Origin of the sequence: Mycoplasma haliaeeti (assembly GCF_048284645.1) — a bacterium.
GTDB lineage: Bacteria > Bacillota_I > Bacilli_A > Mycoplasmatales > Metamycoplasmataceae > Mycoplasmopsis.
Genome location: NZ_JBLWAB010000005.1, coordinates 43,238 through 59,713, shown reverse-complemented (window position 1 = coordinate 59,713; position 16,476 = coordinate 43,238). Strand labels below are relative to the sequence as shown.

Sequence of the window (16,476 nt, the reverse complement as noted above, 5' to 3'; positions counted from 1 at the left end):
CTCTAGCGCCGACGATAGCAGAGATGTGAAAATAGGGCGTCGCTTTTTTTATTACTTTTTTAAAAATGGAATAAAAAACAGAGCTTTGCTCTGACATATTAGATGTCTAAGCGACATCATTTTTTATTTCATTTTTAAAATAGTCTAAATAAGGCACTTCTTCATCTTCGACTTTAACAACATTATAATAATAAGGATTCATACGAGTAATTGCATCTAGTTTAATTATCTCATCATTATCTCTATATAAATAAGATCAAATTGAAGGTTCCTCACTAAAAATTTCATCCAAGGTTAATAAAATATCACACCATTTACCTTTGTTTACTTTAGATAGTACTTTATTAATTAAACGAGAAGAAATAATATCTCGATTAGACTCAGTTAAAATGTATAAATTAAAGGCAACATTTCCTAATTGTAAACTTGGAAAAAATTCATCAAAACTATTATCTGGAGGTAAATTTAATTTTTCTGGATAAAAAAACTTTAATTTTAATAAGGTTGAAAATGAAATTGCTATTGTAATTGGATTTGTTAGCTTTTCACCATTTAAAGCTTGCTGTAAGGAAGAAGAAGTTAAAGAATAAACAAATTTTTCTTCCTTAGCTAGTGCATTTAATGATTTAAATGCTTCTACTATTTCTCTGTATTCCATATTAGAATTATAAATTAATAAATTTGCTATAATTTAAAATATATTATTTTAAATTAAGAAAACGAGGTATTAATGGCAAAGAGACAAAAATCATTCTTTGAGCGTTTAACAGAACTAAATGATAGACATGATGAAAAACACGAAAAGAATAGTACAAATAAAGCCAAAAGAAATAAGGCCACTATTGCAATAGGAGCAACAATCTTTGTTGGGATTGTAGCAGCTATTGCTATTCCTTTAACAATCAATGTAACAAAAGTAAACTACAAAGATGCTATTGATAGCAAGACACCTGTTGTTAAATTTATGGGTCCAGATGGTAAAGAATTAGCTGCTACAAATGCAGGAACACTTCAAAACCTTGTAAATTCAAAAGATGTTGCAGCAGCTAAAGAAATTGATGACTTCTACCACAAAACAATTGAATATCTTTACCAAGAAGAATATGCAGCTTCTTTACAATTCCAAGAAATTTGAAATGGCTCACTACCTAATGGGGAAGATCCTAATAATTCAATCGCTTTAAAATCTTTAAGTGAAATTAAAAAAGATGTTCAAGCTAAAATTGATGATCTAAAATCTAACTTAAAGAAAAACTATGGATTTGAAAACTGGGAAAAACAATTCAATGAAATTATTGGCAAAGAAGAATATGGAAAGAGTTTAACTGAAACTCAAGCTGTAAACTATTTAGTATTTAAACAAATTGAATCAGAAGCACAAAGAAGATATCAATTAGAATACAAAAAACAAACAATGGATTACATCAATAGAGTAGCTATCAGACCAATTAAGAAATTAGACGCAAATGGTGGCGAAATTAAGGGTGCAAATGGTCAACCAATCATTTTATTTAAAAAAGGAGATAAAGTATTCCCATACTTTAAAGAAGGTGTTAACTACTTTGTTGATCCAAATAATTCTAACAATGTAACAACTTTATTGACTAGATCATTTGTAGTTGAAACAAAAATGGTAGATGGTAAAGTAACTGTAGTAAAAGACTTAAAATCTCCAACTCCATTTATTGAAAGCTATTTTAACAAGAACAAAGTTGTTTTACCAACAGTTTATAAACTAGCTGGTAAAACAAATAAATCAGATATTTACCAACCATGAATTTTAGGTGATGATAAAGAAAAAGCTACATTAGCCAACCTATTAAAATACAGTGTTATTCCAAATGGCGATAAGTTTGATATTAAATCTAATATGTCAATTTTATTAGCAATGAAAACAGCACAAAGTTATGCTTTACAAACTAAAGATCAAGCTACAAGCGCATATAACAATGCTATTTCTGAATATCAAACGTATTTAGGTGCACTAACACAAAGTGATTCTTCAACTCTAGGTACAAGTGGTTTAACAAGTGTAGAAGAATTATTAGCTAGCTCAATTGATCAAGGTTTAGGTGTATTTGCTACAGCAATTTTTGGAAATAATGATGCAAACAACATTCCTTCAATTGAACTTGGAAAATTAACTGAAATTACAGCAGCTTCAAATGTACAACCAGCTATGATTGCAGCTTATACAAAGATACTTACAGAAGCAAAAGCAGCTAAAACGATGCAAGAAGCAATAGCTAAAGTTAATGAATTTAACAAGGTAGTAGATACAGTAGTTGCAAACATTAAAACTGCTGATATGACTACATTCTTTAAGCAATTCTATAACTGAGACTTTGCTGTAGAAACAAGTGCTGGTAATGCAGCAAGTAAAAAAGTTCCTGTAGTTCTAAGAGTTAGTGATATGGATAATGCTTATGTATTATTAACCGATAAAGACGTTTTATTAGCTAGATATGATCAAATTAATTCATTAGAAGACTTTAAAGCATTTATTGCTAAGGATGCTCAAAACTATGCAGCCGGAAACAAGACTTACTTCAATGTTACAAATAAATTATCAACTAAGGTTTCACCTGAAAGCGTTATTGAATCACTAATAAATAATTCAGACTTTGTAACATACATTAAAGCACAAGATAATGCATCAAATGATAACAAGAAGTACACTGATACAGATATTAACAACATTAAAACAGAAGTTGCTAGTGTACTTGTGGGTAAACAAACACAACAATTACTTGATTTATTAAAGAATGTTGATACATGAGTTAAAGCACAATTTGCAACAGGTACAAGTTACAACTTTGAAGTTGTAGATGGACTTGCTAAACTAGTATACTCATATGCAAACAATACAACAATGAGTGAAAAATCAGCACTTGATACAATTTACCAATACTTAAGTCAAAACTTATGAAAAAACGCTAAAGGAGATAAATAATGAACTTCAAATTTAAACATGCTTTATTATTAGCTCCTGCAGCTATTATGCCTGTGGCTATGGTATCTTGTGGTGTTGATAAAGATACTGATGCTAAAAGAAAACAAGATGCTGATTTTAGTAAAGATTCAATTACACAAATTATTGAAGGAAAATGACTTGATGTTACTTTAAAAAACTTATATTCAGTAGCTCAAGACCAAAATTTAATTTCAAATGATGCTTATAAAGCTGATGCATTTGCAGCATACCAAGCTTTTGTGGCTAATGAGAACTTAAAACACAATCCATTTTATTTATTAACTCAATTAAATACTTGAGCAGCTGCTGGAATTCTTTCAAATGATGACCAAAAAGCTTTTGTAAGCTTTTTAGATGGCTCAAATGCTCAAGGAACTTCAAGTAAATACTACAAAGCTAACTTAAGCCAAGAACAATTCAATGTACTATATAATAATGCTCAAACTAATGTAGCTTATACAGTTAATAAATTATTATTAATTAACAAATACTTCCAAATCAGTAATCTAGCTGATTTAGAAAAGGTTGATTCTTCATCAGCTTCACTATATAAAACAAAATTCCAACTAGATCAATTCAATTTAATTAACTATGTTGTAAATAACAAAACAGTGCAATTATGACAATACCAAGACAGTAATGCAAACAACATCTTTACTATGGGAAATTATCAAATTGATACTATTGCTCAATATCAAGATTTAATTAAGAAATCAACTACAGCAGGTGATATTGCTACAAGTGCTTTATTACTAAATCAAACTGCTCCATATCAAAGCACAATGGGTGGATTTAAAGGATTAATGGCTATGCCTAGCTCATTTAACATATCATATTCAGTTGATGATTTATTAAATACACCTAAAGATAAGATTTTTGTCGGATTCTATGATGCTATTAATAATAAAATTGTTTCAGTAGATCAAAATGGAAAATTAGCTAGTTCAATTGCTGCTTCTGCAGATGGAAAAACAATTAATGTAGCATACATGAGTCAAATTGCTCCAATTGGTAAAACTGTAAAAACCAAAACCACTGAAGATGGCAAAGAAAAAGAAGTTGAAAGCAAGATTCTTTCATTTGATGAAACACCATTTGCAAGTGATCTAAATCGATTAAGAATATTACTTGCTGTTAGCGATGATAACTTATACAAGAAAGCTCAAAGTGCTTTTGTAGCTTTAGGTTATGTAATTACAGTTGATGATGCGCTAAAAGCTAAAACAGAAGGAATGGCAATTATTGCTAAATAATGGATTCAATTTTTACAAAGATTATTAAAAGAGAAATTCCAAGTAAAGTTCTTTATGAAGATGATAGAGTAATAGCTATTTATGATGCTTTTCCTCAAACAGAAGGGCACTTCCTAGTTATTCCTAAAGTTCAAGAAGAAAATATTCTAGCTAATAGTGAAGATGACTTCTTATATGCTATGAAAATAGCTCGCCAATTAGCTGATAAAGAAATTATTCAAAAAGGAATACCTGGTTTTAAAATAATGATTAATACTGGAAAAACAGCAGGCCAAGTTGTTTTCCATACACATATTCACGTAATTCCTTACCGTGAAGAAGATTCTAAATAAAAGTCACACAATAATTTAACCAAAATACCTATGTCCTAGTTATTTTGGTTTTTTTACGCGTATGAGAAAAATAATAAAATCGAGTAAAATAAAAAGAGAAAGAGGGCTTATGAAATTAGCATTTGCATATGATTTAGATGGAACATTATTAAGAAAGAATAATACAATACACCCTGATACCTTAAAAGCTTTAGCGCGTGTGCAAGAAACAGGAAATGTTAATATTATTGCTACAGGGAGAGGGCTACAAAAAGTTTTACCTTTACTAAAAGATGGAACAATTAAGTATGTTGATTACATAGTATGTTCTAATGGGGCTTTAATTTATGATGTTAACAAGCAAAGTATTAATGTATTAAACACAGTGCCTAACCAAGTGTTTTATATTTTAAAGGAAAAGGCTTTGGAAAACGATTTAATCTTAACTGTAGATACCATTGATTACAATGGTTCATATCTTCCTAACAATCATTTTCCAAAATGAATGTCTAAGGAACAAATTATGGATATGAATATTTTAAATATTGCTACCTTAGATCACCTAGAAAATGTAGTACTAGCTAAAGATAGTGTTATAACTCAAATAGCACTTAGAAACCCACTAGAAAAGGCTAAACAAATTACCGAAGATATTAGAAAGGCTACTAAAGATCTACCTTGTGTAGTTTACCTAACTAATTCAGTTTATACTGATGTCAATCCAAAAGATATTTCCAAATTTGTAGGAGTAGAAAGGGTTCTAGAATTACTTGGACTTAGTGATGAAAACTTAGTGGCTTTTGGAGATAGTGGTAATGATGTAAATATGATTCAGGGAGCTAAGTTTGGAATAGCAGTTGGAAATGCTACAAGAGAAGCTAAAGAGGCAGCTAACTTAGTAATTGATGATCACCAAACAGGTACAATTGGTCACACTTTAAATCAAATAATTGAAGGTGCTTTATTCTAGGCATCTTTTTTATTTTAGGCTGATTTTTTGGCCTATTTTGCCCTGAAATAAGTCTAAAATAAATTAATACAAAAAATAAAATAGGTTAAAATATAACAGTATGCAAAATATAGTTAAATTTTTTAGTGAAGGAGCACAAGCAGCAGTTACTAAAGCGCCTAAAGCTTTAGATGTATCATTTCAAGTATTTATTTGATTAACTGTTGTTTTCATTATTTCCTTAAGTGTTCCTCAATTAATTAAACTTATCAAAGAAAAAAGAACAGGAAACGTAAGTTTCACTTCATTCTGAATTTTCCACGTTGGAATCTTATTATGAGTTATCTGAGGGGCAACAAACAACTTAAATAAAGCTATGCTTAACGTTATGTTTGCTGACGGAATCAGTTTATTTGTAAATGGAGTTATGACTATTCTTCTTTATAAACACAAGAAAGAATTTTCAGCTAAGAAAAAAATGTGAGGATACCTTGGTGTTCTTGCTACATACCTAATTGGTACAGTATTTATTGTATTCTACATCGTAGACTACAATAGACTACCTGGTCACTATTTTTTCAAATTACCAGACACAGTTTCAACAGTAATGGGATTTGTCTTCCCTGCTGCTACAACATTAGCATTCACACCTCAATTAATTCAATCATTCAAAACAAATGAATGACAAGGTGTTACATACTGAATGTATGTATTATATGTTGTAAACAACATTATCTGAATCATTTGATGAGGACTTGGAATGGGATTACAATCATATGAACCAAAACCAAACTACGGATCATTAATCGCTGGACTAATTTGACAAATAATTTCATTAACAATTTTCAGTATTCAACTTGGATATACTCTTCACGATAAGTACTTATTAAGTAAAGGGGTAAATCGTTCACTTCAAGCTAACAAATAGTAGCTTGATATAGTAATTAAGTCGCTAGCAATAGCGATTTTTTTATACTTTGCTTGCAGGCATAAAAAAATCTGCCCGAAGGCAGAAATTATATTTAATATTGATCTCCATTAATTTTAATGTAGGTACGTAATGATAATTCTTCACTAAATAGTTCATGAATGATTCTAAGTCCTAATTCAGGAGCTGCAAAAGCATTTTTACCTGTAATGATTTTACCATCACAACTAGTCATTTCATCTGAACGGTTGCTTCCACGAGTTGGAAGACTTCATTGAGATGGATATGAAGAATAGTGAATGTAAGGAGGTAAAATTTTAGCTTCCATTAAAACATTTGGAGCATCACAGATAGCAAATAAGTATTTATTAGCTTGATAAAATTCTTTAATAACAGCTAGTGAAGTTGGATTGTTTCTTAAAGTTTGACAACCTTTTCCACCTGGAATAAAGATAGCATTATAGTCTTCAAGATTATATTGGTGAACTATATTATCTACATGAGCTAAGTCAAATTGACCTGTAGCTGAAGAAATTTCTGGAGCATAGTAAGTTATTGATTCAATTACATCAGCTGCTTTAAGCACTGATAGAGTTGATGTTAATTCAACATCGTTAAATTTATCTTCTATTATAACTAGTAATTTTAGTTTCATTATTTCTTACCTCTTTTTAGGACACCTTTTCAAATTAAGTAGCATAGTAGAGCTAATGGTAATAAGACAACTATAATAAAGACAATGATATAAGCTTTAATTCAAGCTTTATTTTCACTTTTAAGTTCTGCATTAACTGCATTCTTAATAGCTGTAGCATCAGTTCCAAGGAAGGTAGAAGCTTCAATGTAACGTTTGCGATCATACATAACCATTAGAACAAAAAGTACTGTAAATCCAATTGCAACTGCTAAGTCTACATAAAGTAATACATGAACATTACCAAAGGCACCATTAAGGATTTTTTCTCAATCTAAATCAAGATTTAATTTTAAGTTTGCTTTATCAACATTGAGCACTCAATGCCCATCTCATAGGTTTAGAAGTAATAAGATAACTCCATTAAAGAGAGCAAAATAAGTCATGAAGAAAGCAAATAATCATGATAAACGTAATAATTTAAAACGAATAGCACGATAAGTATCAGAAATAACTGTTACAGCAGCTAGATTACCATTGCGATAGTTATCACGACACATTTGTTCTGTGCGTCTTCAAGCTTTATTTTTAGTTAAAGCTTTAGCAAATAAGCTTAAAGAAACTAGAAAGACAATTCCAACTAATACATATCAAGCAATACCTTGGTTTTTATCAACTCTACTATTTAGGAAATAGTTGGTTAAGATTCCAGCTATTGACACTAAAAATAGAATGAATCAGAAAAGAAATTGCATGATAGTTAGGCGTTTTTCTCTTCTAATTACGTTATATACAGGTGTTGCAATGATTCTTTGAGGATCTGAAGCAACTTGTGATTCAACAGTTGTTTCAAGTGTTTGAGGTACTTGAGTAGTGATTTGATGTAAATCACCATTATTTTGTGAATAGTTCATAAATCACTTTCTCCTAGTTATTTGCTATTGCTGGTTGAGCATTAGCGTTTGAATTTGTATTAGTGTTTGTTTCTGGTTGAGCTGTTTTAGGTTTGTCTGCGTTTTCTTTGTTATCTTCAGCTTGTGTAACTTTAAATTTAGATAAGCTTTCAAATAAAGCATTAACTACAGCTTCAGTATTAATTTGATCTTTAATTTCTTTATCTGCATTAAGAGTTTCAGCAGCAATGTGTGCTATAGCTTTTCTTGTATCATCAGATACAGAAGAAATTACATATTTAGCAACATTTAAGTAAGAAACAACATCTTTATTTATGCCTAAATCTTCATAATTCTTAATTGAATTAATTTGATTAATTGCATAATCTGTAACTTGTTTAGATTGTTCTTGAGCAGATAATGTATCAAACAATGGATTTTGTTCTCTAAGTTTATCTCTAGTATTGCTAATGTAGTCAAGAGCTCCTGAGGCAGTAGCAATTAATTTAGCATTATCTGCAGCATATTCTTTAGCAGCTTGAGAAATAACATTTCTAACATCTGGGTTATTTAATAAAGCAGCTGAAGAATTTAAAGTATCAACTATTTCTTTTAGTTGTTCTTTAGTTCATTTATTTTCAGGGTTTTGAAGAGTTTGGAATAGTTTAGAACCTTTTTGGAAGAGTTCAATTAGAGAAACTGTACCAACCCCAATTCCTGAAAGTGAAGCACCTTTACCAGCTGTCATTAATTTAACACCAAAAGTTGTAGCTTTAGAGGTTGAAGTATCATTAACCATAGCTGTAGTTACAACGTTTGAAAGTAAAAGTGTTCCGGGTAAAGTTAAAACAGCATTAGTGGTACCAAATAAAAATCTAGTTCAAATTCTGTTTCCTCTTTTACCAGATGCGATTCTTTTTGTTTTCTTATCTTTACGTTTATTAATTGTACATAAGTGAATAATAAATGTAATAACAAAGAAGAATCCTCTAAGAGATAAGTAAATTATCATTGCTAAAACAGTCAAGGCAAATGGTAGTCCTGACCTAATAATTTGATCGACTTCTTTTTGATCTTTTAATTGTGAATGTACAAGATCTGATCCATATTTATAAACCACAGCAGAAATAATCATTGTTAAAACAATTGCGACTACTTTAAAGATAGATCATTTGTAATTGAATCAAAATCCAATCACAAAAGCTAATGCAAATAAAACAACAATTACAATTGGGAGTCAAACTCCAGCATTACCAACTGAGGTAGTAATATTTTTTAATGTTTTAACAATATCATCAAGTTGTTGAATTCCTGTGGTTGAATTAGGTGCTGATTGTGCTGAAGCACTAGCAGCAGCTTCAAATAATGTGTTCATTATAAGTATTGAGCCTTAGGTAATTTTTTTCAAGGATCTTTACGAGAAATGCGATCAATAAATAAGTGACCATCTAAGTGGTCTAATTCGTGTTGGAAAACAATTGCAATGTAACCTGATACTTCATAACGCAATCATTTTCTATTGTAGTAGCTGTAAGCATCGACTACAACACGATCTGAGCGATGTACATAGCCTTCTTGGTTTGGCCATGATTCATCAACTGATAAACAACCCTCTCCTTCATCTAGGGCTATTTTTTTATTGCTTTTTGCCACAACACGAGGGTTAAATAAAACATCTTTAAATAAGACATTACCCTTATCGTCTTGGACAAAAACATAGAATACATTTTTTAATATTCCGTATTGAACAGCAGCAACACCAACTCCTGGACGGAATTGTGTTCCTTCAGTTTGAGAATCATCAATGTGATAGATCATTCTCTCTGCTAAATCAATATCCTCATCTGTAAGAGGAATTGGAACATCATGTGATCTTTTTCTAAGTACAGGGTCTGGTAACTGTACTATTTTAATATCATATTTTTTGTTCATATTTAAATTATAATATATATAGAAAATTACTATAATTAATATATTAATTATAGAAAGGTGAATATGAACGGAAATTATAATATTGTAGTTTTTACCACTGTAGTCCTAAATATAGCTTTTTTAGTAATGGGATATTTAATTGGTTCGCTAAATACTTCAATCATATTTAGTAAGTTTTTAAAGAAAGATGTGCGTGAGCAACATTCACAAAATGCTGGAGCCACAAATTCATCTAGAGTTTTTGGGGTAAAAGTTGGTGTTTTAATCTTGCTCATAGACGTTTTCAAAACAATTGCAGCTGTTGCAATAGCTACAGGTATTGCTTATTGAGTAAATGCTGCTCCTCAAGTTTCTTCAAGAGGACCAGTAAACCAAATGTCATTTCAACAATACCAAGCAATTATTGCTGTGCCAATGCTAGCTGGTTTTGGAGTTGTGCTTGGCCACTGCTTCCCAGTCTTTTTTGGCTTTAAAGGTGGAAAAGGAGTAGCTTGCAGCATTGGATTAATAATTAGTTATAACATTGTATTATTACCTATTGCAGCTGTAATATTCTTTACAGTAGCATTCTGAAAGAAATATATTTCACTTGCAAGTATGAGTGCAGCTGTATTATTAATTCCATTTGTATTTGTTCCATGAATGAGCAATAGCGTTATAGCATGAGCTACAAATTATCAATGACTTGGATGAACTAAAACAATTGATTTACAACTAATTGCCCCGGATCAAAGAGGATTTATACATTACATTGGAACATATGTTGTTAACTATGCTTCTATTTATACTGGATTTATATATTTAGGTGCTGTTGCACTTATCTTATTTACACATAGAGGTAACATTCAACGCCTATTAAAAGGTGAAGAAAGAAAATGAAGCAAAAACAAGAAAGAACAAAAGGATGCACAATAGTGCATTTTTCTTTAATTTAAAATGTAAAATAGATGGTTTTATAAAGCTTAAATATATCTATACGAAAAGTAATTTAAATAGTTAGTTCAAGGCTTATATCCTTGAGCTTTTTATTATCTTTATCTCTAGGACATAGTGCAAAAGATAATAAAAACGCTCCATATAATGGAACGTAATTATTATGTTGAATAAATTATTTAACAATGTTGTAGAAAGCTTTGATTCCCTTGAATTCAGCTGATGAACCAAGTTCTTCTTCGATAGCTAATAAACGATTGTATTTTGCGATTCTGTCTGTACGTGATAATGAACCTGTCTTAATTTGTCCTGAGTTCATAGCAACAGCAATATCAGCAATTGATGTATCTTCAGTTTCTCCTGAACGGTGTGAAACAACTGCTGTCATGTTTGCTTTTTGAGCCATTTGGATAGCATCAAATGTTTCTGTAATTGAACCAATTTGGTTAATTTTGATTAAGATTGAGTTCATTGATTTTTCTTCAATAGCACGTTTAAGAATAGCTGTGTTTGTAACTGTTAAGTCATCACCAACGATTTGTAATTTATCACCCATTTCAGCTGTAAATTTCTTGAATCCTGCTCAGTCACTTTCTGCAAATCCATCTTCGATTGAGATGATTGGGTATTTAGCAACAAGTGATTTTAAGTATTCAGCCATTTCATCTGATGTGTATGATAATTTAACATCTTCTAAGTGCTCAAATCCAGGTTTTTTAGATTCGATAGCTGCTTTTAATTTCTTGAATGTGTAAATTCCATCTTCGTATAATTCTGATGAAGCACAGTCCATAGCAATAGCAACAGCATTTTTACCTTCTTTAGCAGGTGTGTATCCAGCTGCTTTAATAGCTTCAACTAAGAAGTCTAAAGCTTCTTCGTGTGATTTGAAGTTAGGAGCAAATCCACCTTCATCACCAACTTGAACACCGTGTCCGTGTTTTTTAAGTAATTTAGCTAAGTTGTGGAATACAAAGTTAGCCATTTGTAAAGCTTCTCTGAATGATTTAGCACCAACTGGCATAATCATGAATTCTTGGAAGTCGATTGTATTTGAAGCGTGTTCTCCACCGTTAATAACGTTTAACATAGGAACTGGTAATTCGTGTGCGTTGAATCCACCTAAGTATTTGTATAGAGGGATTTGTAATTCATTAGCAGCAGCTCTAGCAACAGCAAGAGAAACTCCTAAGATAGCGTTAGCACCAAATTTAGATTTGTTTTCTGTACCATCTAATTCGATCATTTTCATGTCGATTTTACGTTGGTCTGTAACTTCCATTCCTAAGATGTGAGGAACGATGTCGTTGTTAACGTGGTTAACAGCTAACATAACACCTTTACCACCGAATCAGTTACCTTCAAATTCTGATCCTTTGTCTCTTAATTCAAGAGCTTCACGTGAACCTGTTGAAGCACCTGATGGAACTTTAGCGATTCCGTATCCACCAAATTCTGTGAATACTTCAACTTCAACTGTTGGGTTTCCACGTGAGTCTAAAATTTCACGTGCATGAATTTTTGTAATTGCTGACATATTTGTCTCCTTTTTAAATTTAAGATTTTGTCTTATTTGCAAATAATTAATCTTTATCTAAAGATTATTAGAATTATAGCATTATTATAAAAGTGGTAATTTTGTATTTTTAGAAAAAATGTCTTATAAAATTGGAATTAAAAATACTAATAATGTAACTTTTATTCAATGGTTTTTATAGGCTAAGAAAAAAAACTGGCAGTTATGCCAGCTTCATTTAAATATAGTATCTATATTTCTTACTTGTATTCGTCATTTCAGCCAAACGCATTGTACACAGTTGAAAAATGTAGATAAGGTCATTTACTATAATTGCCTAGAATCCATCTGATTAAATGGTTATTTTCATCAAACATATCATATTGTAAATTATATTTCTTACAATAGTAATAAGTACGAAAGCGTAAATAAGAAAATAATCATAATACTGCAACTACTTGATACACTCAAATAGTATATATAAATATTGATTGATATGCATTTTGATTTGTACTACAGAATCATGCTGTATATGATATATTCATTATCAATGATAATAAACTGATAACAACTGAACATCAAAAAACTAAATAAATATGTAGCTTAATTTTACTTTTGTTCAGTGATGGTAATTTTAAATTTGTTTGTTCAGTATTATCTGTTTTTTTGAAATAAACATATTTATAGATCCAACCTATAAATTTATTTGTCGTTCTGTTTTTAAAACAAAATTCTTGATTTCTAAACTTTCTAGATAATCTAACTTGTACATTAAAATCGCTGATAACACGATATATAAAATATAAAAGTTCGGTGACAAAGACAAAGGCAAGGTCGATTAGATAAATAATGTTCCCGATTGTATTATTTCTGTCTTTTCAATTAAAATGTGATAGTCCTAATATAGCCCCAAATTGTCCGGTAAATATTGCTATATAGGCAAAGCTTATGAGTAAAAAACTGAATATTATTCAGGAGTTTTCACGTTTCATTTTAATATCCTCATCCATAATCTTCATCATCATTAACTATTTCTTTTAAATCATTTATCTTTGTAACTAATTGATTTTTTTCATTGATAAATATTTCATTAATTTGCAATAGTGCTGAAAGTACATCTGACTTTTTTTCGTATGGAATTCCATTTTGTTTGAGAAATAAGAACAAATTATTTAAATTAATCAAAATATTATTTACTCTTTCCAAAGTCTCACTATAAGTGGAAATCGAATTTTCTTTATTATCGTTAATATAGACAAAGTATCTTGCTATTGACATAGATAGATTGTAATTTAACTCATAAAATTTATTAGAATTATCAATTAAGTTTTTAAATTTAAGATAATCTGCATTAAAATCTTGTGCATCTTTCAATGTTAAAATGAAACTTAATCAATTGACTCATTTAGCCCCTACTCGAGTTAAAGCTAAACTTCCACAATGTTCTAAATATGAAGAGGCAGCTGAAATTAGATCATTTCCTAGCTTTGCATATTCAGAGTCAGTATGTGAATTAAGAATTGCAGAATTATCATTATTCATTTGTTGTAATTTATCTGATATTAATTTTAACAGCTTATTAAATTCAATAATTGATATAGTATCATCTTTACTGAGAGTTTTTTCTTTAATGCGCAACCATCCCGGAAACAAACTATTAAATTTATCAATGGTAATATTAAGGTTATTTAATATTTTATTTTTATCTTTGTCAGAAAGCCTAAAAAATGCATTCATAGCAATTGAATACAATATATATGGGCTATCACTATTTTTATCATTATTTACATTATATGTATAAGCGATCATATTTCTCCTAAAATATTAATAACCTTCATCGTAATCATCTGAATTATAGGTTGAATATGTTGATGGCACAACTTTTGGCTGTATTGAGTCAATTTCATTAATAATTGAATTTTTTAATTCAAAAACAATATTTTTGACTTCATTAATTTGATTTTTAGCATTTTTGTCATCGATTTCTACAGCAATTCCTTCCAATTGTGAGACAACAAGCACACAATTATTTATGATTTCTTGTAGTATGGTCTTATATTTATTTTTTTCAGAATCTGTCATATTTTCAAATGCTGTTGTTTGCATTGCAGAAACAATTGCAAAATCGTTTCCTAAATCTGAAAAAGTCTTATTTATATTAGCAACTTTGTTATTTAACTGATTAGCTTTATTTTTTAAGTCTTTTGCTTCAGAAATTAAAGCTCCACCAGCTGCGTTTACAGGAATAGCAGCAATAGCAGCAATTCATGGTGCAAACCACAAAAATGCCCCTAGCAGTGCTACGCCAGCGTTTCCTGCACCTAATGTAGCTCCACCATCCTTATATTTTTTATCTGATTCAGCTTGGTATTCGTTAGCTTTATTGGTAAGAATCTTTGTTAGCTTACTTGCGAGTTCTTTTAATTTATCTGAATTATTTAAATCAGATTCATGAAGATTTCTAGTGGCAAAATTATATCTCTTTGTAGTCAATGTAGATTCTGTAAATTTATAGATTCATAAATTTCTCAAAAAATGAGATTTAGATAATTCATCTACTTCATCATAGTAGGCTAATAGTACGTTTTTTTCATATTCAGAAAAAGAGCTAATATATAGTTTTAATTTTGAACTGAGCTCATTGTCTGATTCAGTGGTTTTTGTGTTGATTGGATTAATCGCATTTGTTGTATTAGCGACAGCAACAACTAAATTTATTAATTCATTTTTCATCTTACTCCTTTCGGACAATTGTCCAATTTTATTATAGCAATAATATAGCCTACACGTCATATCAAGGGGATTGTTCCGGAAATGGTTTCTGTTCTAAGGATAATATTTATGCATAACTTTTTATACTAATAAATAGACATAAAAGTGCGCTGAGAAAAGAAAAATCAATTTTTATATTCATATTTTTAGTAAAAATAGTTCTTAGTATTTTTAAAAAATTCAGGCAAATATAATTTATATTATTTTGTTAATTAATAAAAAATCTTTCTTTAAGGCGTTTATTAATTAAATCTTTTTAATTGAATATAAGTGAAAAATTTATAAAAATGTCAAAAATTTTAATTTATATAAGATATACATTTGGATAAGTGTGTATATGTTATTTATCTTATTAGCAATTATCTAAAATAAAAATATAATTTAATTATGAAAGAAAAGATAATTAATTTGATCGAGGATTTAAGATATTGAGATAAAAACTATATTCTTCAAGGAAGCTATTCCTTATATATTAGAGGAGTTATAGAAAGAATGCCAAATGATATTGATATTTTATTGTTTAACGATAATGATCTATATAAAAGAAATGAATATTGAGAAATATGTAAAAAGAATTACAAAGTAGTTGAAGAATCTATTAATCACGAATTCTATAATTCTATAAAAATCATCGGTAATAAAAATAAAATATTAAACCTAGAATGTATGAAATTCAAAGCTATACCTGATTCATATATAGAAAAAATTGGTGATATTAAAGTAATTAAATTAGATATGATGGTTGGTTTTAAAGTTTGTCAGCTACTCACAAGCTATGTTATTAATAAAACGAAACCAAGAACTAAAAAAATAATTAATAGCCTTTTGGATTTGAATAAAATTCTAGAAAAACTACCAAATATGAATTTCATAAATATAGTAAAAGAATCTATGTTTTTTAATATTCCGTATGAAATGTATGTATATAAAAATAGTCCTTATAGTAATTTAATCGATGAAAATTTTCACAAGTTTTTGATTAGCATTCTACCAAACCAAGAATATATTGAAAGCTTGAGTCGAGTATTTGATTTACTTAATAAATTAAAAAATGATGAAGAAATAATCAAAACAATAAAACAAATTGAAAATATTTTTCAATTAAAAAAAGAATTTCGCGTTTATATAGATATGTCAATGACGAAAATGGGGATTATTGATGTTAAAAGATATGGTTACTATTACTGGTTTGAAACTGATGAAAAGACTCTACAAATTTTCAGTTATATTGTCGCGCACATGACAATAAGTGATAATAGTAAATCATTACTTGCGATGCAAGCCCTTGAATTTAAAAACAATAAGTATTGTATTAATCTGCATAAATTATTACTATTATTATCGCAATAATTACTGAGTATGCTTATTTTAAGATAAGTTA

At 29.4% G+C, this 16,476-nt stretch carries 15 protein-coding genes; 7 read left to right on the top strand and 8 right to left on the bottom strand.

All coding sequences use genetic code 4. From position 1 onward, the window contains the following. Nucleotides 1-106 precede the first annotated feature (106 nt). A complete protein-coding gene (locus ACNQ2T_RS01980; RefSeq protein WP_418035862.1) occupies nt 107-658 on the bottom strand; it encodes a hypothetical protein in 552 nt (183 codons plus the stop codon). A gap of 72 nt (nt 659-730) precedes the next feature. On the opposite strand from ACNQ2T_RS01980, the gene ACNQ2T_RS01975 reads away from it, so the two are divergent. From ACNQ2T_RS01975 to ACNQ2T_RS01955, 5 genes are all read left to right on the top strand, one after another. Further along, nucleotides 731-2,953, top strand: a complete 2,223-nt coding sequence (locus ACNQ2T_RS01975; RefSeq protein WP_418035861.1) for a HinT-interacting membrane complex protein P80 — start codon at nt 731-733, stop codon at nt 2,951-2,953. Beyond that, nucleotides 2,953-4,227, top strand: a complete 1,275-nt coding sequence (locus tag ACNQ2T_RS01970; RefSeq protein ID WP_418035860.1) for a HinT-interacting membrane complex lipoprotein P60 — start codon at nt 2,953-2,955, stop codon at nt 4,225-4,227. The genes ACNQ2T_RS01975 and ACNQ2T_RS01970 overlap by 1 nt, the downstream gene beginning before the upstream one ends. Further along, complete coding sequence (gene hinT / locus ACNQ2T_RS01965) at nt 4,227-4,559, top strand: histidine triad protein HinT (protein WP_418006431.1); 333 nt, start codon at nt 4,227-4,229, stop codon at nt 4,557-4,559. The genes ACNQ2T_RS01970 and hinT overlap by 1 nt, the downstream gene beginning before the upstream one ends. 109 nt (nt 4,560-4,668) lie before the next feature. After that, nucleotides 4,669-5,508, top strand: coding sequence for an HAD family hydrolase (locus tag ACNQ2T_RS01960; RefSeq protein WP_418035859.1), 840 nt, complete (start codon nt 4,669-4,671; stop codon nt 5,506-5,508). 100 nt (nt 5,509-5,608) lie between these two features. After that, the gene (locus ACNQ2T_RS01955; RefSeq protein WP_418035858.1) at nt 5,609-6,415 is read left to right on the top strand and encodes a PQ-loop domain-containing transporter; all 807 of its coding nucleotides are present in this window, start codon (nt 5,609-5,611) and stop codon (nt 6,413-6,415) included. Nucleotides 6,416-6,509: 94 nt separating this feature from the next. Here the strand turns inward: ACNQ2T_RS01955 and ACNQ2T_RS01950 are convergent, their stop codons facing one another. From ACNQ2T_RS01950 to def, 4 genes are read right to left on the bottom strand one after another with little or no spacing between them, the layout of a single operon-like run. Continuing rightward, nucleotides 6,510-7,070: a DJ-1/PfpI family protein gene (locus tag ACNQ2T_RS01950; RefSeq protein ID WP_416755425.1), complete on the bottom strand. Its 561-nt coding sequence runs from the start codon at nt 7,068-7,070 to the stop codon at nt 6,510-6,512. Then, nucleotides 7,070-7,963 carry an MSC_0882 family membrane protein gene (locus tag ACNQ2T_RS01945; protein WP_418035857.1) on the bottom strand — a complete coding sequence of 298 codons (894 nt, stop codon included), beginning with the start codon at nt 7,961-7,963 and terminating at the stop codon, nt 7,070-7,072. Before ACNQ2T_RS01945 ends, ACNQ2T_RS01950 begins: the two co-directional genes overlap by 1 nt. A gap of 13 nt (nt 7,964-7,976) precedes the next feature. Beyond that, nucleotides 7,977-9,317 carry a TrbJ/VirB5 family protein gene (locus ACNQ2T_RS01940; RefSeq protein WP_418019931.1) on the bottom strand — a complete coding sequence of 447 codons (1,341 nt, stop codon included), beginning with the start codon at nt 9,315-9,317 and terminating at the stop codon, nt 7,977-7,979. After that, nucleotides 9,317-9,874 (bottom strand): peptide deformylase, encoded by a 558-nt coding sequence (gene def / locus ACNQ2T_RS01935; RefSeq protein ID WP_416741712.1) that lies wholly within the window; start codon nt 9,872-9,874, stop codon nt 9,317-9,319. The genes ACNQ2T_RS01940 and def overlap by 1 nt, the downstream gene beginning before the upstream one ends. A gap of 63 nt (nt 9,875-9,937) precedes the next feature. Here def and plsY point away from each other — a divergent pair, with 63 nt between their 5' ends. Continuing rightward, nucleotides 9,938-10,789: a glycerol-3-phosphate 1-O-acyltransferase PlsY gene (gene plsY, locus ACNQ2T_RS01930; RefSeq protein ID WP_416755428.1), complete on the top strand. Its 852-nt coding sequence runs from the start codon at nt 9,938-9,940 to the stop codon at nt 10,787-10,789. Nucleotides 10,790-10,982: 193 nt separating this feature from the next. On the opposite strand, the gene eno is transcribed toward plsY, so the two are convergent. The 3 genes from eno to ACNQ2T_RS01915 all read right to left on the bottom strand — a co-directional run bounded on the left by eno (nt 10,983) and on the right by ACNQ2T_RS01915 (nt 15,056). Then, complete coding sequence (gene eno, locus ACNQ2T_RS01925; protein ID WP_418035856.1) at nt 10,983-12,344, bottom strand: phosphopyruvate hydratase; 1,362 nt, start codon at nt 12,342-12,344, stop codon at nt 10,983-10,985. 972 nt (nt 12,345-13,316) lie between these two features. After that, nucleotides 13,317-14,132, bottom strand: a complete 816-nt coding sequence (locus ACNQ2T_RS01920) for a hypothetical protein (RefSeq protein WP_418019951.1) — start codon at nt 14,130-14,132, stop codon at nt 13,317-13,319. A gap of 15 nt (nt 14,133-14,147) precedes the next feature. Beyond that, nucleotides 14,148-15,056, bottom strand: coding sequence for a hypothetical protein (locus tag ACNQ2T_RS01915; protein ID WP_418035855.1), 909 nt, complete (start codon nt 15,054-15,056; stop codon nt 14,148-14,150). Between the two features lie 426 nt (nt 15,057-15,482). Between ACNQ2T_RS01915 and ACNQ2T_RS01910 the strand changes: the two genes are divergently transcribed. Continuing rightward, on the top strand, nt 15,483-16,445 hold the full coding sequence (locus ACNQ2T_RS01910; RefSeq protein WP_418019953.1) for a hypothetical protein: 963 nt from the start codon (nt 15,483-15,485) through the stop codon (nt 16,443-16,445). Nucleotides 16,446-16,476: the final 31 nt, after the last annotated feature.